Origin of the sequence: Paenibacillus sp. FSL K6-2862, assembly GCF_038005125.1 — a bacterium.
Taxonomy (GTDB): Bacteria; Bacillota; Bacilli; order Paenibacillales; family Paenibacillaceae; genus Paenibacillus; species Paenibacillus illinoisensis_A.
Window position 1 is genome coordinate 252,124 of the sequence record NZ_JBBOSN010000001.1, and the last position, 22,477, is coordinate 274,600.

Consider the following 22,477-nt stretch of genomic DNA (forward strand, 5'->3'; position numbering starts at 1 on the left):
GGCATGACATGACTTTAACGAACAAGATCGGTGTAATCGTGGATAGCTTCGGCGTAGGTGTGCGTGAAGGGTTGAATAAGGCCAAGGATGTGGGTGCTGAAGGGGTGCAAATCTATGCAGTCAAGGGAGAGATGGATCCGGAAAATCTGTCTCCCGCGGCACGCAAGGAGCTAAAAAGCTATATTGATTCCCTGGGCCTTGAAATTTCAGCCCTGGTCGGCGACCTGGGCGGTCACGGATTTCAGGTGAAGGAAGATAACCTGTGGAAAGTCGAGAAGTCCAAGCGCATCGTGGATCTGGCACTTGATCTGGGTACCAATATTGTGACGACCCACATTGGCATTGTCCCGCATGACCCTGCCTCAGAGGTATATGCTACGCTGCACGCAGCATGCGAAGAGCTTGGTCAGTATGCAAAAAGTGCAGGGGCGTACTTTGCGATTGAGACAGGACCGGAGACGGCAGCTGATCTGAAGGGATTTCTCGATACCCTCTCAACGAACGGGGTTTCGGTCAATTTTGACCCGGCTAACATGGTGATGGTAACGGGTGATGACCCGGCTCAGGGTGTGCGTCTGCTGAAGGACTACATCGTACATACCCATGTGAAGGATGGCGTACGCCTGAAGGAAGTCGACCCAAGGGATGTATATGGTGCAGTGGGCTATGCGCCGATGGATCATGAGAAAATTGCCGAAATGGTATCCTCAGGAACCTTTTTCCGTGAGGTGCCGCTCGGAGAGGGTGGAGTGGATTTTAACAGCTATTTTGCTGCCCTACAGGAGATTGGTTATACAGGGTACCTGACGATTGAACGCGAAGTCGGCGATCAGCCTGAACAGGATATCCGCAAGGCGGTTGAATTTATCAAACAATACCGTTAGGGAGCTGAGAAGATGAAAGTGGGCCTGAGTACGTATAGCTTGTTGAACGACTTGAAGTCGGGCGAGGTGACGGTTCTGGACGTAATCGACTGGGTTGCGGCAAATGGCGGCGAGCATATGGAAATGGTCCCGTACGGCTACACGGTGGAAGATAACCCGGAGCTGGCTGATGCAATACGGGAGCGTGCCGCTTCCGCAGGCATTGAGCTGTCCAATTATTCGATGCCAGCCAATTTTGTACAGGAGACGGAAGAGGCTTTTGAGGAAGAAATGGCCCGGGTCAAAAGGCATGTCGATGTCGTGCACCGAATGGGTGTCAAACATATGCGTCATGACGTGACGGCCTTCACCTTGCCGAAAGAAAACATGACCATTGCCTGGTTTGAGCAGCATCTGCCGCTCATGGTTCGGGGAAGCCAGATTATCGCGGACTATGCTGCACAGTTCGGCATTACAACGACGATTGAGAACCATGGGTTCAGTGTGCAGGCAAGCGATCGGGTGCAACGAGTGCTGCAGGCTGTAGACCGCCCCAATTTCAAAACAACGCTAGACATTGGCAACTTTATGTGTGTGGATGAACATCCGATAATCGGTGTCATGAAGAACTTGCCATACGCTTCTCTGGTGCATTTCAAGGACTTTTATTTCCGTCCATATGATGAACATCCGGGTGGTGGTGATTGGTTCACCACAACTCATGGGAATTTTCTGCGCGGAGCCATTGTGGGGCATGGAGATATCCCGATCCGGAAAATTGTGAAGCTGATCAAGGAATTCGGCTACGATGGCAACATCACGGTGGAATTCGAAGGCATGGAAGAGTGCAAGTCCGCCTCCCGAATTGCGATGGATAACCTGCGCCGATTTTGGGAAGAAGCATAAGGCAATCATTCGGTTTTATATTTCGGGCCACTTTATTTTAAGTGGCTTTTTTGGTTTTTTTTACACGATTGTATTCGTGCAGACCGATCTGCGAGTGTCCTCTCAGTAAGCTAACATATATTGGTTCTGTGCGAGGATCAAGTGACGAGGATCACAAGTGTGGTATACTGAATCTATTCAGCCTGGAAATATACTGGCTATGGATAGGAGAGATCGCTGATCTATGCAGGTATTTGAGGACTGGAATCAGAAAGTGAAGAAGACATTTAACGCCACCAACCCCGAGGTTGTTTTGACCGTTTCTGAAGCAGGCACGTTGCTTGGTTTATCGAAAGATCAAATGAAACTGTACGTGGACAAAAACAAGTTAACCAAGGTGCCAATTATGCGAAGCGTGCATCGGTATTTGCTGCTAGAGAGCGAGATTGCCGACATCGTAAAAAAGAACAAATCCATATAGTCCTTACATCAGCCATCTTACCGACACGAGTTCGGGAGGTGGTTGTTTTTCTTTATATACAAGAAAAGGAGGCCGAACCTGCTATCCTAAAGGTTGTACAGTTGGGGCAGAACAGTCCGAGAAAGCAAGGAGAGTCCAGGGATAAGATCTGACCGGAAAGGGTATTGCTTTAAAGAAGGAAATACCTGCTTGTCAAAGGACAACCTGTCCTATATACTCATGTCGCAAGCGGCAGGAATGGTTATCAAAACATGAGCTTAAGGAGATGAAGAACGCATGGCGATTAGTTTGAATGTGTATCTTGTAACGGATGGAAACGGTAAGGAAGCAGTCGCGTTCTACAAAGAGGTTTTTAACGCGGAAGTGTTGGCAATTCAGACATTCGGTGAAGGTCCATCAAGTCCGGATCATCCGATTCCGCCAGAAGCCAAGGATCGTATCATGCATGCTTCTCTGCAGATCGGGGGCTCTGTGCTCATGTTGTCGGATACGTTCCCGGGCATGCCTCATGTCATTGGTAACAACATCAGTGTTACTGTGAATACGGATACCCCAGATGAAGCCAAGCACATTTTCAACAAACTCGAAGATGGCGGAGAGGTGAAAATGCCAATCCAGGAGACATTCTGGAGCCCGGCATACGGCATGGTTACGGACAAGTACGGCGTTCAGTTCCAAATTAGCTGTACACCTGGCCAAGCCTAGCTATTTGTCTTCGACTCTATCCTTAAAAAGCAAAGACCTCCATTGCCTGATTTTATCACGCGAGCTGGAGGTCTTTTTGGCTTAGACTTGCTTTTGAATCTTGGAAGGATTGTTGATCTTATAGGGCACCGGATTTCGAGTGAGCTTCTTCTTAATAATCTTTGCTTCAAAAGTAAGGACATCCCCGACTTCAAGCTCCAGCTTTTTCATCGTGGCACTATGGCTGGACCAGGCTTCACCAAGTTCAACGTGATCAGGCTCGGTGATGGCTACTCCTTCATAAACGATAACTTCATCATCATTGTCGGAGAAATGGTTCGGAACCGTTGTAAATTCCTTGACGACTGCCGTCATCTTCACTTTGCCTTCAGGCAGGTCAATCTTGATCGATTTCGCTTTGCTTGCCGTCTTCGCCTTCGGTTTCGCTTCACTGCTTGTCCCGCCTTGTGGGCCAACATATTCCTCTACGAGTCCATCCGGGTCACCTTTTAGTCCGGAATGGCTTTCCCCGGCATCGATGTCCATGTCATTTAGATCAGATGGAATACCGTCTGAATCAGATGTGGTACCCACGTCGACTGAAGCAGTAGCATGAGCGTTGTCCTCTGTCCGGGAACCGTTCAATGGCTCACTCGCCTTATCTTGTTCTGCTGCCGTCACGGGTCTTACATTGTAGCTCGACGCTTGCATCTCTTTCAGATAAGAGGGATGAATGCAGTGTTTCTGTTCATTATCCAGTTGGATGACGGCTGCCATATGATCCACATAACCAATGATGGTACAGGGTGTGTTCAGTCCGTTTCCTTTATAGTAGAACGTTTTGAGCTTGGTTGCTTTACCCGAAAGCAGGCCCCACTCCTGGCACTTTTCAATGAGTTCCTCATCGTTGTCCAGGGGAATGTATTGCTGGGGCTCTATCATAAATGCATATGTCATTTCGTGATTCCGCCTTTCCATTTGTTTCTCCATTCATCGTTTCCAATTTACAATCAGTGTATCACAAGTATATACCCGGAGATGCATTTTATAAAAGTCGACCAAAGGCATGCCTATGGTATAATTTGAGAAGAATACAGGACAGAAAATTGTTATCGAACCTTATTATACATATCCTTTGAAAGGATGATCACCATGGAGAAAAAAGTGAATCCTCAAGCACTATGGCTTGGGTTAGGTCTAGCACTCGGAGTGAGTATTGGTACGGCAACGGATCAGCTTGCCCTCGGCATTGCTTTTGGCGTGGCCCTTGGCGTCGTGATTGGATCGGCGGTAAGCAAACGGGCGATTGCTGGAACGGAAGATATGTTGAATGAACATGTCCGTGAACTCCGTAGACAGGAGGACTGGGAAGAGGCACTTCAATCTTCGGAGGATCATCCCGTACTCATCCTGAAGCACAGCACCACCTGCCCGATCAGCGCGAGAGCGTACCGCGAGTTTATGGCATTTGTAGGTTCTAATGCGTCCGATCCCAGACAGCAGATGGACTATCGTATTGTCAAAGTCATCGAGAGTCGCCCGCTCTCCCGCCGGATTGCGGAGGAAACAGAGGTACATCATGAATCACCACAGGTGCTGCTCCTGGATCAAGGGCAGGTCATCAAGCACACATCCCACGGCAAAATCACGAAAAAGAGACTGCTGCAATGGGCACAGAATCCGTTTGGATAAAGATCAAATCACCGATAGACCCGTTTTCTTTCAGCCATTGGCGAAGGAACGGGTCTATTTTTACGTTTTTTTTACACCCTGGCAGGGATTTCTTTACCCCCTTTTTACAGCGTTCAGGTATAAGATTTTACACGTAGCAGGTTGGAAGAACGGTAGAGAGAGGGAGGAAGGGCATATGGTCAATGATGCTGGGATGATCGGATTAGTTGTGCTGCTGTTCGTGGTGTTCTGGGGGTTCATTAAATTCTGCGAGAGAGCCTAGGGCTATAGCCAGAAAGGGGAAGATGCATATGACCGTTATAGGAATGATTGTGCTGGCACTGATGGTCTATCTGGGCTATGTGCTGGTGAAGCCGGAGAAATTCTGAATCATTCGGATCGCAGATTAGGGAGGAACTATGGATATGGGTAGCGGTTTATTACAAGTGGCGGTCACGCTGCTGATCATCATACTGCTGGTGAAACCGGTGGGTAGTTATCTGGTCAAGGTATTCGATGGCAAGCGGACAGGACTGGACCGGATCTTCGGTGGACCTGAACGACTGCTCTATCGATTAATGGGGGTTCGGGAGAATGAGTCGATGGGCTGGAAAAAGTACCTGTCAGCTGTGCTCATTTCCAACTTTGTCATGTTGATTTTGATGTTTCTGGTGCTGCGGCTGCAGCAGTTTCTGCCGCTCAACCCGGATGGCATCAGCAACATGCCTGCAGCGCAGGCGTTTAATACAGCAGCATCCTTCATGACCAACACCAACTGGCAGTCGTATACGGGCGAGAATGCCCTGTCATATCTGTCACAGATGCTGGCCGTGACGTTCCCGATGTTTACATCGGCGGCAACAGGCTTCGCTGTAGCGATTGCATTCATCCGCGGACTGGTTGGCCGGAGGGATGAACTGGGGAACTTCTATGTCGACCTGGTGCGGTCGATAACAAGAATCTTTTTGCCGCTGAGCTTCATCGTGGCCTTATTCCTGGTCTTTCAGGGTGTGCCACAGACGCTGGCAGGGGCGGTGAACGCGACCACGCTGGAAGGCGGAGAGCAGACGATCACCCGCGGATTGGTTGCTTCACTCGAGTCGATTAAACACATTGGTACGAATGGCGGCGGCTGGTTTGGAACCAATGCGGCCCATCCATTCGAGAATCCAACCGCACTGGCGAATTTGGTCCACATTGTCTGCATGATGCTGCTGCCCACGGCATTGGTGTATGCCTTCGGCCTGATGGTAAACAACCGGAAGCAAGGCTGGGCATTGTTTGCAGCGATGAGCTTTCTGTTCCTCGTGATGCTCACGACTGTTTTTGTATCGGAGTATCGCGGTGTACCTGCGCTGGATGCCGCCGGCATTCAAGGAAATATGGAGGGGAAAGAGGTCAGGTTTGGTATAGCCGAATCGGCGTTATTTACGGCAGTGACCACAGCTGCGACAACGGGATCCGTCAACAATATGCATGAGTCGCTCACGCCGCTCGGCGGAATGGTGGCACTTGCCGAAATGATGCTCAATAACGTTTTTGGCGGTAAAGGGGTAGGCCTGCTTAACGGATTGCTGTACGTCATTCTGGCCGTGTTTATCTCTGGACTGATGGTAGGGCGGACACCTGAATTTCTGGGCAAAAAAATTGAAGGGAAAGAAGTAAAGCTCGCATCGATTGCGCTGCTGATTCATCCCTTGATTATTTTGGCTCCTACTGCGCTGGCGCTTATGCGGCCCGAAGCGGTAGCCTCGATTTCAAATTCAGGCATGCATGGCCTGACCGAAGTGCTCTATGCTTTTGCATCGGGTGCTGCCAATAATGGGTCCGCTTTTGCCGGACTGAACGCCAATACGGACTTTTACAATATCGCCATTGGTGTGGTGATGCTTCTGGGAAGGTACATCTCCATGATTGCCATGCTCGCGATTGCAGGATCCCTGGCAACGAAACGAGTGGTTCCGGTAACAACGGGTACACTTCGCACGCATACCCCTTTATTTGCAGGGATTCTGGTGATGATGATTATGGTTGTCGGAGCGCTCACCTTCTTCCCATCCCTGGCGCTTGGACCGATCGCTGAGCATTTGGCGATGCTCCAGTAACGGACGGACAGTCTATGGATTGGCACACGGGAAGTACAGCAAGGACGTTAAGCATGGAGGTGCACGAAATTAATGGGTGCTATAGAGCGAAAGAAGGAACAGATGGTGGAAGGAACGGGTAACCAAGCAATCGCAGAAATAGACAAAGAAACATATAGAGCAAGCGGAAAGGGTGAGGGAAAGGAGATTAATCCCCACCACCAAGGTCCAAGCAAAAGGAGAGTAAGCGGGGACATCATACGGCAGGCCTCTCTGGACGCGTTTAAGAAACTTAATCCGATGGTCATGATCAAAAATCCCGTCATGTTTATCGTGGAAGTTGGTACGTTCATCACGCTGCTCTTATGTATCGATCCTGATCTATTTGCTGCATCAGAAGCGGGACGGGGGTACAACATGGCGGTGTTCCTCATCCTGTTGTTCACGCTGCTGTTTGCCAATTTTGCTGAAGCGCTCGCCGAAGGCCGGGGCAAAGCCCAGGCAGATACCTTGCGCAAGACGAAATCAGATACGACCGCCAAGTTGATGCAAAAGGATGGGACAATTCGGCAAGTATCATCGACTCAGTTGAAAAAGGGAGATATTGTCCGCGTGGAAGCAGGAGAACTGATCCCCACGGACGGCGAAATTATCGAGGGATTGGCCTCGATAGACGAATCGGCCATCACGGGTGAATCAGCTCCGGTTATCAAGGAAGCAGGCGGAGATTTTTCCTCCGTAACGGGAGGCACACGGGTTACTTCCGACTATATCGTCATGCGGGTACAGACCGATCCGGGAGAATCCTTCCTTGACCGGATGATCTCTCTGGTTGAAGGTGCGCAGCGTCAGAAAACGCCAAACGAAATCGCGCTCACTACCCTGCTGGCTGTATTGACCCTGATTTTCCTGATCGTCATTCTGACGATGGTTCCGATGGCGAGTTACCTGGGTATTCGCCTTGATTTGGCGACACTGATCGCCCTGCTGGTTTGCCTTATTCCTACAACAATAGGCGGCCTGTTGTCCGCAATCGGGATTGCCGGAATGGACCGGGTCACGCAGTTCAACGTGCTTGCCATGTCAGGGAAAGCGGTGGAAGCGGCAGGGGATATTGATACGCTGATTCTGGATAAGACCGGAACAATTACGTACGGAAATCGGATGGCCTCCGAGTTTATTCCCGTTCAGGGTGCGACCGTGCAGGAGATAACCCGTGCAGCGCTGCAGGCTTCGGTTCGTGATGAGACGCCGGAAGGACGCTCCGTGGTGGAGCTTGCAGGCAAGCAGGGCGAGCGCTGGCCGGAGCAAGAATATGCAGATGCGGAAAGTGTGGAGTTTACGGCCGAGACCCGTATGTCAGGTCTCAATCTCGGCAGCGGAATGCAGATTCGCAAGGGCGCAGTAGATGCCATCAAGCATCATATTGCTTCCCGGGGCGCACGAATTCCTGCCGATCTGGATGACATCTCCAATCGCATTGCCAAGGCCGGAGGTACTCCCCTTGCCGTTGCGATCGATGACCGGATTTACGGTGTAATCTACCTGAAGGATACAGTGAAGCCTGGTCTGAAGGAGAAGTTTGCCGAGATGCGGTCCATGGGCATCAAAACGATCATGTGTACAGGCGACAATCCCCTTACGGCAGCCACGATTGCACTGGAAGCAGGCGTGGATGACTTTATTGCCGAAGCGAAGCCGGAAGACAAGATTGCTGCGATTAAAAAAGAGCAGCAGGCAGGCAAGCTCGTCGCCATGACCGGCGACGGCACCAATGATGCGCCTGCCCTTGCGCAGGCCGATGTGGGCTTGGCGATGAATTCGGGTACCATGGCGGCCAAGGAAGCGGCCAACATGATTGACCTGGATTCTGACCCGACCAAGCTGCTGTCGGTAGTCTCCATTGGGAAGCAGCTGCTGATTACACGCGGCGCACTGACCACCTTTTCGATATCGAATGATATTGCGAAATACTTTGCCATTATCCCGGCGATGTTTATTATCGCCATGCCGCAGCTTCAATCACTGAATATTATGAATCTGGCTTCACCGCAATCGGCCATTCTGTCGGCATTGATCTTTAACGCAATCATCATCCCGCTGCTCATTCCGATTGCGATGAAGGGCGTGAAGTACCGGGCCATGTCAGCCGAGCGGCTGCTCGGACGCAATGTGTTGATCTATGGCGTGGGCGGCGTGATTGTACCTTTTATCGGGATTAAGCTGATAGACCTGATCCTTTCGGGGCTCCATTTGGTGTGACATTAACCCATATAAATTGGACTCCCTTTTACACAAATACGGAGAGGGCAGAACAAATCTGGAGAAACGAAGTGTTCGCCTAAAAGCTTTCTGCAAGAAAGCTGCTTCGGAAGCCCAAGCTTATCCCCATATTTTCACCCTGGGAACTTTAATCAAAAAAATCTGGGGGTAAGAGCGATCGAAAGGTTGTTCTGACCACGCAGTGCGATAGTGTAACAAATTGATTCAAATTGACAAATAACGAATTCAGGATGTGACTGATATGAAGACCATACTGCCTGCTATCCGCTTGTCTGTTGTTCTTATGCTGATCTGCGGCATCGTGTATCCGATGGTGACGACTGCTGCGGCGCAGCTGCTATTTCCAGCAGAAGCGAATGGTAGCCTGATGACCCAAAACGGGAAAGTGATCGGTTCATCCCTGCTGGCACAGGAAGTAAAATCACCGGCCATGTTCCAACCCCGTGCATCCAACGCGAGTTACGACCCGACGGCGTCGGCAGGCTCCAATCGGGCTGTAGCTTCGGAGGAGTATATCGGTGAAATGAAAGATAAAATTGCTCAGCTTAGACAGGAAAATCCGGCACTGCAGCAGATCCCTGCTGATCTGGTAACTGGTTCGGGCTCAGGTCTGGATCCTGACCTTTCGCCTGAAGCAGCAAAAGCACAGATCCCGCGAATTAGTCAGGCGACGGGTCTTCGTGAGCAGCAGCTCGTAGAACTTGTGGAAGCACATGTTCAAGGGCGTCAGCTCGGCATATTCGGCGAGCCGCGTGTCAATGTGACTGCACTGAATCTGGCGCTGACAGCAGAGCTGAATTAGCCTGCAGGAAGTATCTGAGTTCAAGTCAAAAGCGACATGGATTGCCTTATCTATCATTGGCCTTCTTCCGGATTTCGGAAGGGGCTTTCTCCATTTTCGATAAATTGGGAGTGGAAAGGAGACATCAACGGATGCATGAAAGCTTCAAGCGCAGATCAGCCGAGGACATCCTGAAGATGATTACGAAGCTGCAGCAGGGCACGCTCACTATCTATATTGGTCCGGTCAGCGGTTCAGGCAAAACCTATCATATGTTAAGAGAAGGGAATACGCTGCGCCAGCAAGGCATTGATGTCGTGATCTGCGCGGTATCGACCATGCAAAGACCCGAAACCGTGGAACAGCTCGGCGAGCTTGAACGGATTCCGAGTATTCACTGGTGCCGTCAGAGGGATGGCATGGAGATGAAGGATCTCAATATAAATGCTCTGCTGGAGCGCAATCCGGAAGTGGTGCTCGTTGACGGACTGGCGCATAGAAACCGCGAGGGAGCTCTGCATGCTACGAGGCTGGAGGATATTCAGTATCTGCTGAAACACAACATCAGTGTCATCACAACGGTGAATGTCTACGAGCTGGAAGGATATACCGAACTGGCCCGTAAACTCACAGGAATTGCGGCAGAGTATACCGTTCCTGCAGGGACACTTGAATTGGCTGACGAAGTGAAGCTGATCGATGTGACACCGGAAACGGTTTTGACCCGGCTTGCCGAAGGACATTTGAAGGGGTATGAGGGGGGGGCTTTGTTTCGACAAGGCAACCTGGGAATTTTACGGGAACTGGCGCTAAAACTCGTTGCCGAAGGTGTCAATGAGTCCCTGCGGGAACACCGGGAAGAGATGGGCATTATCATGACAACAGGCATTATGGAACGGGTGCTGGTATCAACCCAATATCACTGGAATGGATCCATTTATATTCGAAGAGGGCAGCAGATTGCGAAGCGACTTAATGGTGATCTATGTGTGGTCACGTTCCGCGACATGGGGAAGGCATTAACCAAGGAAGCCACGGTATTTCGCCGAAACATGATCAAGCTGGTGGAGAAATTCGGAGGAGCATTCGAGGAATTGCCCATGACGCATCGTCGCAGGATTCCATCCACCTTGGCACGTTATGCTGCCAGGCAGCAGATTACGCGTATTGTGATGGGTCACTCACGTCATACCCGCTGGCAGGAGTTATGGCAAGGTTCAGTCATCAACTCGCTCCTGCACAAGCTGCAGGGGGTAGATCTGTTCCTGCTTGCAGACCGAACCGAACTGGATGGAGAACGATTACTTCCGGCGAAATTGCCGGATACCCGCAGCACAACCTATCGCAGATTAAGCGATCAAGAAGTGAAGATACAGATCGGCCAGATTCAGCGAGGCAAATTCAAGGTATACATCGGTGCTGCCCCGGGTGTAGGCAAAACCTATATGATGCTGCGGGAAGGCAACGATCTGCTCCGCAAAGGCATTGATGTTCGAATCGGCTTGCTGGAGACGCACAATCGGGCCGAGACCATGGAACAGATCGGACAGCTGCTTGTCATTCCACGGGATCGTCGGACATATCAGGGAGTAGCATTGGAGGAAATGGATACGGAGGCTATTCTTCGCCTTTGCCCGGAAGTCGTGTTGGTGGACGAACTTGCCCATACCAATGTACCCGGAAGCGTAAGGAAAAAACGTTACGAAGACGTGCTTCATCTGCTGGATGCAGGGATCTCGGTCATTACGACCGTTAACGTGCAGCATCTGGAAAGCCTGAACGATGCCGTAGAGCACATTACGGGAATTCGGGTCCGGGAGACGGTACCGGATCAGATTCTGCAAATGGCAGATGAAGTGCAGTTAATCGATGTTGCACCCCAGGCCTTGCGGCAGCGCATGCGGGAAGGTAAAATCTATGCAGCAGCCAAGGTGGAGCAGGCACTTGCGAATTTCTTCCGCATCGGCAATCTGATTGCATTGCGGGAACTTGCCCTGCGGGAAGTGGCCGATGATGTGGATGAACGGCTGGAAGCGAAGGAACAAAAAAGTGCACTTCGGGGCCCTTGGCGAAGACAGGAAGCGGTCTTTGTCTGTGTAAGCAGTGACAAACATGCGGAGCGGTTAATTCGCCGTGGGTTTCGCACGGCCTATCGGTTGAAGGCAGTATGGCATGTACATCATGTACATGTAGGCAGGGCAATGAGTGACGAAGTAAAGGATCAGCTGGAGGCCCTGGAACAGCTAACCGTCCGGCTGGGTGGGGAATTTCATATTCATCACAGTGAGAATCTGAGGGAAGTATCAAGTATTTTGGCAAGCAAGGCAGCAGAGGAAAAAGCAACGCAGCTGGTCGTTGGTCAAGCGAAGAGGCTCTGGTGGTTAAATGGCTATCGTGGTGCCGGATCGGTGGTCAATCGGCTGGTACGGCTGTCCAGACATATGGATGTATTAATAGTTGCAGATTACGATTATGATCCAACCGGGATGTGAACAGTACTGTGCCTGAACGAAACACAGAAGAGAAGGGGATTCCTCGGTTGCACCGGGTTCCCCAATATGTATGGGTAACCATTGGCATTACCTTGTTAACCCCACTGCTTCATGTCATCGGCATGAGTAGTGATCTGGTTAACGTCTCACTCATTTACCTGTTTCCCATTTTGGTGAGCGCCGTTTACTGGGGATTGGGCCCTGCAATCTACGCAGCGAGTCTTAGCGTAATCATGTTTGACTTCTTTTTTGTGCCTCCGAATCTCAGTTTTACCGTTGCGGATCTGCGATATATTTTTTCCTTTATTGTGTATTTGGCCGTAGCTGTGTTAACAGCCACCCTTTCCAGTCGCTTGCGTCAGCAGCTGGAGATGGTTAGGAAGCGTGAGGCCACTACCAATTCATTGTATGCGCTCAGCCGCCAGATGACGGCTGTTACGGATCTGGATACCCTGCTCCATCATATTGCGAGGCAAGTATCACACACACTGGGTACCCAGGCTGCCGTATATTTGCCTGATGCTCATGATGAGCTGAAAGTAACGGCATCTGCTGATGACCTGGGAACCGCAGTCTGGGGTGGAGAGGAATCAGAGATCGCGATTGCCAAGTGGGTGTACAGGAATGGCGAAACTGCAGGGAGAGGTTCTACCAGCCTGCGGGAATCCTCCGGTCTATACGTTCCCTTGCGTACGGAAGATCAGGTACACGGCGTGCTTGCCGTCTGTATGGAGGCCAGTGATATTCAGGAGCAGCGGGAACGGCTGCAATTACTGGAGGCCTGTGGAGGGCTGGCTGCCAGTGCAATTGCTCGCGTCAAACTGGCAGAGGAAGCCAGGGTGGCACAGATGACTGCCGAATCAGAGCGCATTCGCACGGCTTTGCTGGACTCTGTGTCCCATGAACTGCGGACGCCCTTAACGACGATCATTGGATCCGCTACAGGATTGATCGAGAATGACGCCATATTTACCCCGGAAGACCGGAAGGAACTGACGGGCAATATTCGGGATGGAGCCATGCGTATGAACCGACTGGTGACCAATTTGCTGGGCATGGTGAAGCTGGAGAGCGGCATGCTGCAGCTGCGCAGGAAATGGTGTGACGTTGGGGACATGATCAGCGTGGTATTAACGCAAGTAAGGGAATTCAGCAAGCATCGGAGCATTCGTGTGGATTTGCCGGATCAACCGTTATTTATATGTGGAGATGAAGTGCTGCTGGAACAGGTGCTGATCAATGTGGTCAGCAATGCCATTAAATATTCACCTGACTATAGCGAGATTGTCCTCACTGTTACGAGGGATGAGGGGAATTCCAGGCTGACCATTGTGGTAGCGGACAAAGGCGTGGGTATTCCCGATGCGGACAAAGAGCGGATTTTTGAAAAGTTTTACCGGTTGGAATCCTCTCGTCATGTGACGGGCACAGGACTGGGACTGGCTATATGCAAAGGGATCGTTGAGGTTCACGGAGGAACGATTGAAGCAGATCCCAATCCGGGAGGCGGAACAAGAATGAGCATCTGTTTGCCCATGGAAACGCCGGAAGCATTATTTCCCTATAGAGGACAAGGAGAGGTTGAGTAACATGACGGCATCGCAAGGGGCACGCATATTGGTTGTAGATGATGAACCACAGATTCGCAAACTGCTGAAGGTGACCCTGCAGGCTCATCAATTCGAGATTCATGAATGTGGAGATGGCGACGAGGCTGTCATTCAGGCGAGCATCGTTCATCCGGATCTGATCATACTCGATCTGGGTCTGCCGGGGATGTCCGGGATGGATGTGCTGCATCGCGTCCGCGAATGGTCCCAGGTGCCCATCATTGTGCTGACGGCGAAGGAGCGCGAGGAAGACAAGATTGCTGCCCTTGACGGTGGGGCTGATGATTATGTAACGAAGCCGTTTGGCATGGGTGAACTGGTTGCCCGGATTCGGGTTGCGCTTCGCCATGTGGCGAAGACAACCGATGAACCTGTACTGCGTTTTGGGTCTCTCACTGTAGATCTGGCACAAAGGCAGGTGGAGCTGGACGGTTTGCCGATCAAATTAACACCCACAGAGTACGATATGCTGAAGGTTCTGGCCTCCAATGCCGGAAAGATCATTACCCAGCGCCAGCTGCTGCAGCAGGTATGGGGCGGGCATCATCACGAATCCGACAGTCACTATCTGAGGGTCTACGTGGGTCATCTGCGCAAAAAGTTAAAAGAAGACCCTACGCAGCCACGATTCATTCAGACCGAGCCCGGAATTGGCTATCGCTTTTTGCTTCAGGATTAGTATGAAATTGTAACAAGAATCCCTTATTAGAAAAGCGCCGGAGCCTCCTGGATTTACAGAGGTCTTCGGCGCTTTTCTAATCATCAATGAAATAAAAACTATCTTTTGCTTTAGGATGTATACTTCGGCAGCCAATCCCCATGAGCTTCAATCAGTTCATCACACATGGCAACGATGTCATCAATGGACAGCTCGGCAGCCGTGTGCGGATCCAGCATGGCGGCATGATAGATATGTTCCTTCTTGCCCGTCATGGCCGCTTCAATCGTCAGCAGCTGGGTGTTGATGTTGGTGCGGTTCAGTGCCGCCAGCTGTGGAGGCAGGTCACCAATGTATGTTGGGCTGATTCCAGATCCGTCCACCAGACAAGGAACCTCGACACAGGCCTCACGAGGCAGGTTGGTAATTAGACCGGTATTCATTACATTACCGCCAATTTTGTATGGACGGTTCGTTTCCATTGCTTCCATGATGTGCGAAGCGTATTCGCGGCTGCGCGTATGTTCAATATGTTCACTGGCAAACAGTTTCTCGCGCATTTCCTTCCATCCTTCAATCTGGTTCACACAGCGGCGCGGATACTCATCCAGCGGGATGTTGAAGCGTTCGATCAATTCCGGATAATTCCGTTTGATAAAGTATGGATGATACTCGGCATTGTGCTCGGAAGACTCGGTTACGTAATATCCAAAACGATTCATCAGCTCGAACCGCACCATATCATGATGCTGCTCCTTCTGTTTCTCCCTCGCCAGGCGTTTAATCTCTGGATACAGATCCTGGCCATCTCTCGTTACTTCCAGCAGCCAGGCCATATGGTTGATTCCTGCCACTTTTGCAACTACGCCTGTCTGATCCATTCCCAGCGCTTCAAACAAGTGAGGCACGCATACCTGCACGCTGTGGCACAGACCTACCGTTTTGATCCCTCCATGCACGTTCATGACATTGGTCAGTACGGCCATCGGGTTGGTGTAGTTCAGGAACCAGGCGTCAGGACACACTTCCTGCATGTCCCGGGCAAAGTCGAGCATGACTGGAATGGTACGCAAATTACGGAAGATACCGCCAATGCCGAGGGTGTCAGCAATAGTCTGACGCAGCCCGTATTTCTTCGGTATTTCGAAGTCCGTAATTGTACATGGATCATATCCGCCCACTTGAATGGCGTTAATGACATATTTGGCACCGCGCAGTGCTTCTTTGCGGTCTGTGTATTTTTTTACGGAACAACGGCTTCCAAGAGAACGGCCCATACTGGTCAGCAGTCGCTCGGAATCATTCAGCCGTTCGGCATCGATATCAAACAAGGCCAATTCAAAATCCTGCAGTGCTTCAGTCATCATGACGTCACCTAATACATTTTTGACAAAAACGGTGCTGCCTGCACCGAGAAACGTAATTTTGTTCATCTCAAGTCCAGCCTCCCTGAATAATGGTGTACCCCAACTATAGGCCGATCCAGCTTATATAACTATGGTTCAACCTCTCCCTTACATGGCATAATCCCATTTTTGGTCCCGCTTTCAGCTGATATTTAACCAATATACCTGTTATAATCTAAAGTAAGATACATGTTGATGCGGAAGAAGTGAAGGGGTGGGAAGGTGAGTCCAATCGAGATGAACGTGTTGCCCATGGACTGGACACAGATGGAGCTGGTGCTGCTTTTTTTTGGCTGGGAGGATTGTGATCCGTCTCATTATTGGGGTCCGGGGGTACGAGATTCCTATGTGGTTCATTACATTCATGAGGGACGGGGAACCGTTCATATGGAAGATAAGGAGTACCATTTGACGCAGGGTCAGGGCTTCGCCATTCTGCCGGATACGATCATTCATTATGAAGCCGACGCGAACGAGCCTTGGACATACTCTTGGTTCGGATTTAAGGGCGTACATGCCAAGACTTTCATGCAGCGGGCAAACCTGAGTCCAGCATGCCCTGTATTCGAAGCCAGGGATCCAAAGGTAATGGATGGTTTATATGCAGACATGGTTCAGGCCTCATCGCGCAATGGTGGAGATGTATTTAGCCAGAGCCTGCTGTACCGATTAATCGCCGAACTGATCTCCTCATCCCCTGATGAGGACAAGCCGCAGAGGCCCCTTTCCACCAAGGATGAATACATCAGACAAGCAGTTAAGTTTATGGAGAACAGGTACAGCCAGAAGACGTCCATCCTTGATATTGCACAGTCCGTGCGTCTGGATCGTACGTATCTGTCCGGTCTATTTAAGGAGAAGTACGGAAAGTCGTTACAGGCCTTTTTTCTTGAATACCGGATGAATCGCGCAGCAGAGCTGCTGCAGAGCTCAACGCTTTCGGTCAGTGAGGTTGCCCACTCCGTGGGGTATACGGATCCGTTGTTATTTTCCAAGATGTTCAAGCGTGTGACAGGAGTCTCCCCCAAAGGTTCGAGAGAGCGGGAATAGGCTGATGAGCTATTTCAAATTTGAATAAATGCTTTGATCATTATCTGTGAGCCAGCTATACTGGTACAGAATGCATTTCAATTGAATATGTGGAACTGGGTGCTATACCTTCGGGTAGAAGCTTAATAGGGAAGACCGGTGTGATGCCGGCGCGGTCCCGCCACTGTAACAGAGGAGTCATGCAGCGTTATGCCACTGGTTTAGGCCGGGAAGGTGCTGCAATGACGAGGATTCTGGAGCCAGGAGACCTGCCTAGTTTAACAACACAGTAGTACCTACGGGAGATAGGAAGGTGTTTAGAGAGCATGATTTTTTCTGAAAATCTGTTTATTTAAGACGTCCTTATCCGGTATTAGCGGAGAGAGACGTCTTTTTTGATATGCATGGACAAGTCACGTGCGGGGTTGGAGATTGGGGAGAGGATGTCAGACATGTGAGTAGATATATTGTGAAAAGATTCATTCAGCTGGCAGCCGTGTTATTTGGCATTTCGTTTCTGACATTTCTGCTGACCTATCTGTCTCCGGGGGACCCGGCAAGGCTTATGCTCATGTCTACAGGAGTCACTCCGTCGGACGAATTGGTACAGCAGGTGCGTGTCCAGCTGGGACTGGATCAGCCGTTTTGGATACGCTACGGAACCTGGCTGGGACAGGTGCTTACCGGAGATTTCGGAACGTCCTATAAATACGACAGGCCTGTGCTCGACATTCTGCTGTCCAGGCTTCCAGCCACGCTTCGGCTAACAGGAAGTGCCCTGCTGCTGGTCATTCTGATTGCGTTTCCACTGGGTATTTTGTCGGCCGTCTACAGAAACAACGTGCTGGATTACGTCATACGCCTGTTTTCGTTTGCCGGGTTGTCCATGCCCAGCTTCTGGCTCGGGATGCTGCTCATGCTGGTGTTTGGCGTACAGCTCAAGCTGCTGCCCGTCATGGGGAGTTCGGGCTGGAACAGCCTGATATTGCCCGCATGCACACTGGCGTTACCTCTGATCGCCCAATATATCAGGCAGATCCGTACGGTGATTCTGGAAGAGATGTCCCAGAATTATGTAACGGGGGCCAGAGCCAGAGGTGTGAAGGAGAGAGTCATTATGATGCAGCATATTTTACCCAATATATTATTGCCCATCGTTACGCTCATGGGCATGTCTACAGGCGCCCTGCTTGGCGGGGCTGCCATTGTGGAAAGTTTGTTCGTATGGCCCGGTGTAGGGCAGATGGCGGTGGATGCCATCTTTACAAGGGACTATCCCCTGATTCAGGGCTATGTCATCTGGATGGCAACCATCTATGTATTGCTGAATCTGATTGTTGATCTCTGGACACATCTGCATGACCCGCGGATTCGACTGGACGTGGATGTGTGAATGAGAGAATTTAAGCTTATTCTGACACAGCATCGCTGGTTCACGTTTCTATGTTCATTGACCCTCCTCTGGGTCATTCTCGCCATGATTGCGCCGCTGCTTGCACCGCATGATCCACTGGCAACGAATTTTGCCAAGGTACTGCAGCCTGCCAGTTCGGAATTTCCGCTTGGAACCGATCAGCTTGGACGCTGCGTGTTATCCCGTCTCCTTTACGGGGCCAGGATGTCGCTTCTGCTTACATTTATGATGATCGGAATTGTGTTTGTGCTTGGTGTAGCCATTGGTGTTATCGCGGGTTTTGCCCGTGGGCTGACGGATACAGTGCTGATGCGGTTATCCGATACGCTGATGGCCTTTCCAGGATTAATCTTCGCTATCGCAGTAGTGGGGATGCTGGGGCCAGGCCTATTTAATACGGTAATTGCCCTGGCTGTTGTATGGTGGGCGAAGTATGCACGACTGGCAAGAAGTCTGGTGATCTCGCTTCAGCAAAAGGAGTATGTCGCTGCGGCAGCCTTCAGCGGTGCGCGGAAGATTCAGATCATCACCAGAACCATCCTGCCCAATATGCTGTCTCCTCTTATCGTTATGGCGATGATGGATGTGGGCGGCATGATGTTATCCATCTCAGGCCTGTCCTTTTTGGGGCTGGGTGCTCAGCCTCCTGAACCGGAGTGGGGGGCGATGCTGAATGAAGGCAGGCGATATTTGCAGACAGCTCCGTGGCTGTTGATTTATCCGGGACTTGCGATTTTTTGCACGGTGATCATTTTTAATTTGCTGGGCGACAGTCTGAGGGATGTGCTGGATCCCAAGAAAAAGGCAGCTTAACAGGAGGAACGGGAATGAATTCGAGATATGGAAAAACGCTAACGCTTACCATACTGTCATTATTGATCTTATGTATTATCGCGGCATGTGGCCAAACCCCAACAAGTACTTCCACCTCATCATCATCTGGCGAAAAGGCAGCTGAGGCGGGCAAAGGCAGTGCAGGTACACCGACTCATCTGAATGTAGCGCTATTCTGGCTTGGAAGTAATCTGGATCCTGCAGAGGAGTGGAACGGCTGGACCCTTACACGGGCAGCAATAGGAGAGACTCTGATTCAATTTGACGAAAATATGAAATTGGTACCGAAAATTGCGGATAGCTGGGATCGTATTGATGATACGACATGGCATTTTCATATCCGGGACGGTGTAACGTTCCACAATGGGAATAAGGTTACTGCAGACGCGGTGAAGAAGTCCATTGAACGCTCCATGGAGCTGAATGAGAGAGGGCAATCGACCTTGCCGGTGGCTTCCATGACTGCAGAAGGCCAGGATCTCACCGTCAAAACAACGGAGCCTTACGCCTCCCTGCTCGGCAATATTGCTGAACCTTTGTTTGTCATTGTGGATACGAGTACAGATACATCCCAATTCAAGAGCGAACCTATCGCTACAGGTCCATTTATGGTAACAGGCTATACCCCGGATCAGGAGATTGAGGTGAAAAGGTATGACGGATACTGGGACGGGGCAGCCGATGTGGATACCATTACATTCAAATATATCAAGGATGACAGCACACGTGCCCTTGCACTGCAATCGGGTGAGATCGATGTAGCCAGCAACGTGGGACGAAGCAGCTTGGCATTATTCCAGGATCAGAGTCAATATACGATTGATGAAATCCCGAGCCTGCGTACACAGTTTGTATGGTTTAATACGAAAAACCCGCTGCTAAGCGAGCCGGAAGTACGGCGTGCAATCTCGTACGGCATAGACCGCGAGATGTATGCAAACACACTGGTGGGCGGCCAGGCGGCCAAAGGCCCGTTTACCTCGGCTCTGCCTTTTGGCTATGATCAGGTCAAGGGGTATGACTATGAACCAGAGACAGCCAAGAAGCTGTTGGATGAGGCTGGCTACAAGGATGCGGATGGGGACGGTATTCGGGAAAAAGACGGACAGAAGCTAACGCTTCAATTGATCCTCAATTCAGCTTACGAATCGGACTCCATTGTGGCTGCTGCGATGCAGTCCCAACTCAAGGAGATTGGGATTAACCTGGAAATGACCTCTTACGAGGATCTAACTGATCACCAAAAAAGCGGGAACTACGATTTGGCTCTGACCAGCATTAATACAGGAATTACTGGAGATCCCCAGTATATTCTCGACTTTTATTTCAAAACGGGAGCGGAGTGGAACATCGGTGGATACAGCAATCCGAAGCTGGATGCGGTGATTCAGCAGCTGCATTCCGAATTCGATGTGGAGAAAAGATATGAACTTGCTGCAGAAGCCCAGCAGATGATTCTGGATGATGCGGCATACATGTTTATTACCTATACGCCAATTAACATTGTAAGCAAGAGCGCCGTACAGGGTGCGACGATGTATCCGATCGACTTTTATCTCCTGGATCGCAATATCCAGGTTGGGCAATAATGAACGCTTTACTGGGTGTAGACCGCCTTTCTGTAGTGTATAAGAGCGGTTCGCCTGCACTGCAGAATGTATCGTTTGCAATGAATGCCGGAGAGATTATCGGAATCGTGGGCGAGAGCGGAAGTGGTAAATCGACGTTGCTTCGAGCTTTGCTTGGCATGCTGCCAAATGGTGGGCAGTATGTCGGGGGAGACATTGTTTTTCAGGGAAAATCGATATTTAGTTATTCGCAGAAGGACTGGCACGGTGTACGCGGCAAGCGGATGGCTATGGTTTTTCAGGATAGCGGTTCTTATCTGAATCCCATCCGTACAGTAGGAAGTCAGTACATCGAGGCAATCCGTACACACGTTGGACTATCCAAGAAAGCTGCCTATGCTATGGCGGTGGACATGCTCTCACAGATGGGACTGGATGACCCCGAGCGGATGATGAGCATGTATCCCGGCCAGCTTAGCGGAGGCATGAAGCAGCGAACGGCAATTGCCATGGCGGTAACGATGGAGCCAGAACTGCTGCTTGCCGATGAACCGACCAGTGCACTGGATGTAACCACTCAGGTTGAAGTGATCAAACGATTGACCAGCCTTCGGGCAAGTCAGGGAACAGGGATGATCATTGTGACGCACAATATTGCTGTTGCAGCCCATATGGCAGACTACATCGGTGTGATGCAGAACGGGTCACTGGTTGAGTTTGGACAAACTTCAAGCATTATTACAAGTCCACGTCATGCTTATACCCGCGAATTGCTAGCTGCAGTACCTGAATTGGAGGGGAATACGGATGGTAGATGAGAGGATACCCGTTCTGGAAATGAGGAATTTAAGTAAAACCTATGAATCCAGGGGCCAGGGAGCCCATTCAGCATTGCAATCAATCAACCTGAAGCTGTATCCGGGAGAATGTCTGGGAATTGTAGGCGAGAGCGGAAGTGGCAAGAGCACCTTGGCCAAATGTGTGACCCATCTGGAAAAGGCAACCTCTGGGCAGATTATCTATCGTCAGCAGGATATTACACTGATAAGAGGAGAGGCTTTGCGACTGCAGCGCAAGCAGATTCAGATGGTTTTTCAGGAACCTTCTGCGATTTTCAATCCCCGCATGAGGGTGGGATCGTTTATTCTTGAGCCTTTATTGAACTATAAACTGATCAAGCGCAGGCAGGGCGAAAAGGAAATTCATCGTTTGCTGGACCTGGTGGGGTTGCCTGCTGCGATTGCTGACAAGTATCCACACGAAATCAGTGGTGGGGAGCAGCAGCGGGTGGTTATTGCCCGGGCGATCGGAGTGCAGCCGGATGTGATTATATTTGATGAGGCTACCTCGGCACTCGATGTTTCCATTCAGCAGCAAATTTTGAACCTGTTGGTTCAATTGCGTGAGGAGACAGGGATTTCATGTATCTTCATATCACATGACCTGGCTGTGGTGCAGCAGGTTAGCGATCGCACTGCGGTTATGTACAAGGGTGAAGTCGTTGAGGTGTTAGAAAGTGCACAGCTGAATCGTGCAGCCAGTCATCCCTATACGCGGAACTTAATGGCTTCGGTGTTGTCGGTGAAAGAAATCAAAAATAAGATGCGAGAGTATGCCCTCCAAGGCATCACGGGCTGAGTTGGTACGATGTATTGTGGTTTCTATAATGAAGCGAAGAAAAAGGATTATTCCGGGTCATGGTGGTGACGGCCGGAGTAATCCTTTTCCTTTATA

Annotated in this window: 20 protein-coding genes and 1 riboswitch; of the genes, 18 read left to right on the forward strand and 2 right to left on the reverse strand. The window is 50.5% G+C overall.

All coding sequences use genetic code 11. The features are described from left to right. Positions 1-8: 8 nt before the first annotated feature. From MHB82_RS01165 to MHB82_RS01180, 4 genes are all read left to right on the forward strand, one after another. Positions 9-884, forward strand: a complete 876-nt coding sequence (locus MHB82_RS01165; RefSeq protein ID WP_341173608.1) for a sugar phosphate isomerase/epimerase family protein — start codon at positions 9-11, stop codon at positions 882-884. A gap of 12 nt (positions 885-896) precedes the next feature. Continuing rightward, positions 897-1,769, forward strand: coding sequence for a sugar phosphate isomerase/epimerase family protein (locus MHB82_RS01170; protein WP_341173609.1), 873 nt, complete (start codon positions 897-899; stop codon positions 1,767-1,769). A 223-nt stretch (positions 1,770-1,992) separates the two neighbouring features. After that, positions 1,993-2,229 (forward strand): DNA-binding protein, encoded by a 237-nt coding sequence (locus tag MHB82_RS01175; protein ID WP_095293111.1) that lies wholly within the window; start codon positions 1,993-1,995, stop codon positions 2,227-2,229. Between the two features lie 276 nt (positions 2,230-2,505). Then, a complete protein-coding gene (locus MHB82_RS01180; RefSeq protein WP_110821800.1) occupies positions 2,506-2,934 on the forward strand; it encodes a VOC family protein in 429 nt (142 codons plus the stop codon). A gap of 81 nt (positions 2,935-3,015) precedes the next feature. Here MHB82_RS01180 and MHB82_RS01185 read toward each other — a convergent pair whose 3' ends face one another. Next, positions 3,016-3,870, reverse strand: a complete 855-nt coding sequence (locus MHB82_RS01185; RefSeq protein ID WP_095361988.1) for a hypothetical protein — start codon at positions 3,868-3,870, stop codon at positions 3,016-3,018. A gap of 195 nt (positions 3,871-4,065) precedes the next feature. Between MHB82_RS01185 and ytxJ the strand changes: the two genes are divergently transcribed. The 8 genes from ytxJ to MHB82_RS01220 all read left to right on the forward strand — a co-directional run bounded on the left by ytxJ (position 4,066) and on the right by MHB82_RS01220 (position 14,513). Continuing rightward, positions 4,066-4,605 (forward strand): bacillithiol system redox-active protein YtxJ, encoded by a 540-nt coding sequence (gene ytxJ / locus MHB82_RS01190; RefSeq protein ID WP_341173610.1) that lies wholly within the window; start codon positions 4,066-4,068, stop codon positions 4,603-4,605. 305 nt (positions 4,606-4,910) lie between these two features. Next, positions 4,911-4,973: a potassium-transporting ATPase subunit F gene (locus MHB82_RS32065; RefSeq protein ID WP_390586954.1), complete on the forward strand. Its 63-nt coding sequence runs from the start codon at positions 4,911-4,913 to the stop codon at positions 4,971-4,973. Between the two features lie 36 nt (positions 4,974-5,009). Further along, on the forward strand, positions 5,010-6,689 hold the full coding sequence (kdpA, locus tag MHB82_RS01195; protein WP_341173611.1) for a potassium-transporting ATPase subunit KdpA: 1,680 nt from the start codon (positions 5,010-5,012) through the stop codon (positions 6,687-6,689). A 72-nt stretch (positions 6,690-6,761) separates the two neighbouring features. After that, positions 6,762-8,930 carry a potassium-transporting ATPase subunit KdpB gene (gene kdpB, locus MHB82_RS01200; RefSeq protein ID WP_341173612.1) on the forward strand — a complete coding sequence of 723 codons (2,169 nt, stop codon included), beginning with the start codon at positions 6,762-6,764 and terminating at the stop codon, positions 8,928-8,930. A 262-nt stretch (positions 8,931-9,192) separates the two neighbouring features. After that, entirely contained in the window at positions 9,193-9,753 is a 561-nt protein-coding gene (kdpC, locus tag MHB82_RS01205) for a potassium-transporting ATPase subunit KdpC (protein ID WP_341173613.1), read from the forward strand. Between the two features lie 131 nt (positions 9,754-9,884). Further along, entirely contained in the window at positions 9,885-12,224 is a 2,340-nt protein-coding gene (locus MHB82_RS01210; RefSeq protein WP_341173614.1) for a histidine kinase, read from the forward strand. 8 nt (positions 12,225-12,232) lie between these two features. Further along, the gene (locus MHB82_RS01215) at positions 12,233-13,813 is read left to right on the forward strand and encodes an ATP-binding protein (RefSeq protein WP_341173615.1); all 1,581 of its coding nucleotides are present in this window, start codon (positions 12,233-12,235) and stop codon (positions 13,811-13,813) included. 1 nt (position 13,814) lies between these two features. Then, positions 13,815-14,513, forward strand: a complete 699-nt coding sequence (locus tag MHB82_RS01220) for a response regulator (RefSeq protein WP_095361983.1) — start codon at positions 13,815-13,817, stop codon at positions 14,511-14,513. Positions 14,514-14,623: 110 nt separating this feature from the next. On the opposite strand, the gene MHB82_RS01225 is transcribed toward MHB82_RS01220, so the two are convergent. After that, complete coding sequence (locus MHB82_RS01225; protein WP_153980516.1) at positions 14,624-15,925, reverse strand: alpha-glucosidase/alpha-galactosidase; 1,302 nt, start codon at positions 15,923-15,925, stop codon at positions 14,624-14,626. Positions 15,926-16,120: 195 nt separating this feature from the next. Between MHB82_RS01225 and MHB82_RS01230 the strand changes: the two genes are divergently transcribed. From MHB82_RS01230 to MHB82_RS01255, 6 genes are all read left to right on the forward strand, one after another. After that, on the forward strand, positions 16,121-16,948 hold the full coding sequence (locus tag MHB82_RS01230) for an AraC family transcriptional regulator (protein ID WP_341173616.1): 828 nt from the start codon (positions 16,121-16,123) through the stop codon (positions 16,946-16,948). An 80-nt stretch (positions 16,949-17,028) separates the two neighbouring features. Continuing rightward, positions 17,029-17,218: riboswitch (cobalamin riboswitch) on the forward strand. Between the two features lie 178 nt (positions 17,219-17,396). Next, positions 17,397-18,320, forward strand: a complete 924-nt coding sequence (nikB, locus tag MHB82_RS01235; protein ID WP_341173617.1) for a nickel ABC transporter permease — start codon at positions 17,397-17,399, stop codon at positions 18,318-18,320. Next, positions 18,321-19,154 (forward strand): nickel transporter permease, encoded by an 834-nt coding sequence (gene nikC, locus MHB82_RS01240; RefSeq protein ID WP_341173618.1) that lies wholly within the window; start codon positions 18,321-18,323, stop codon positions 19,152-19,154. Between the two features lie 14 nt (positions 19,155-19,168). Then, complete coding sequence (locus MHB82_RS01245; protein WP_341173619.1) at positions 19,169-20,764, forward strand: ABC transporter substrate-binding protein; 1,596 nt, start codon at positions 19,169-19,171, stop codon at positions 20,762-20,764. Further along, positions 20,764-21,561, forward strand: coding sequence for an ABC transporter ATP-binding protein (locus MHB82_RS01250; RefSeq protein ID WP_341173620.1), 798 nt, complete (start codon positions 20,764-20,766; stop codon positions 21,559-21,561). The genes MHB82_RS01245 and MHB82_RS01250 overlap by 1 nt, the downstream gene beginning before the upstream one ends. A 73-nt stretch (positions 21,562-21,634) precedes the next feature. Then, positions 21,635-22,381 carry a dipeptide/oligopeptide/nickel ABC transporter ATP-binding protein gene (locus tag MHB82_RS01255; RefSeq protein WP_341173621.1) on the forward strand — a complete coding sequence of 249 codons (747 nt, stop codon included), beginning with the start codon at positions 21,635-21,637 and terminating at the stop codon, positions 22,379-22,381. The last annotated feature ends 96 nt before the right edge of the window (positions 22,382-22,477 follow it).

Coding starts and splice junctions, on each gene's coding strand:
- MHB82_RS01165 (WP_341173608.1), top strand. CDS start 9: ATGACTTTAACGAACAAGATCGGTGTAATCGTGGATAGCTTCGGCGTA.
- MHB82_RS01170 (WP_341173609.1), top strand. CDS start 897: ATGAAAGTGGGCCTGAGTACGTATAGCTTGTTGAACGACTTGAAGTCG.
- MHB82_RS01175 (WP_095293111.1), top strand. CDS start 1,993: ATGCAGGTATTTGAGGACTGGAATCAGAAAGTGAAGAAGACATTTAAC.
- MHB82_RS01180 (WP_110821800.1), top strand. CDS start 2,506: ATGGCGATTAGTTTGAATGTGTATCTTGTAACGGATGGAAACGGTAAG.
- MHB82_RS01185 (WP_095361988.1), bottom strand. CDS start 3,870: ATGACATATGCATTTATGATAGAGCCCCAGCAATACATTCCCCTGGAC.
- ytxJ (WP_341173610.1), top strand. CDS start 4,066: ATGGAGAAAAAAGTGAATCCTCAAGCACTATGGCTTGGGTTAGGTCTA.
- kdpA (WP_341173611.1), top strand. CDS start 5,010: ATGGGTAGCGGTTTATTACAAGTGGCGGTCACGCTGCTGATCATCATA.
- kdpB (WP_341173612.1), top strand. CDS start 6,762: ATGGGTGCTATAGAGCGAAAGAAGGAACAGATGGTGGAAGGAACGGGT.
- kdpC (WP_341173613.1), top strand. CDS start 9,193: ATGAAGACCATACTGCCTGCTATCCGCTTGTCTGTTGTTCTTATGCTG.
- MHB82_RS01210 (WP_341173614.1), top strand. CDS start 9,885: ATGCATGAAAGCTTCAAGCGCAGATCAGCCGAGGACATCCTGAAGATG.
- MHB82_RS01220 (WP_095361983.1), top strand. CDS start 13,815: ATGACGGCATCGCAAGGGGCACGCATATTGGTTGTAGATGATGAACCA.
- MHB82_RS01225 (WP_153980516.1), bottom strand. CDS start 15,925: ATGAACAAAATTACGTTTCTCGGTGCAGGCAGCACCGTTTTTGTCAAA.
- nikC (WP_341173618.1), top strand. CDS start 18,321: ATGAGAGAATTTAAGCTTATTCTGACACAGCATCGCTGGTTCACGTTT.
- MHB82_RS01245 (WP_341173619.1), top strand. CDS start 19,169: ATGAATTCGAGATATGGAAAAACGCTAACGCTTACCATACTGTCATTA.
- MHB82_RS01250 (WP_341173620.1), top strand. CDS start 20,764: ATGAACGCTTTACTGGGTGTAGACCGCCTTTCTGTAGTGTATAAGAGC.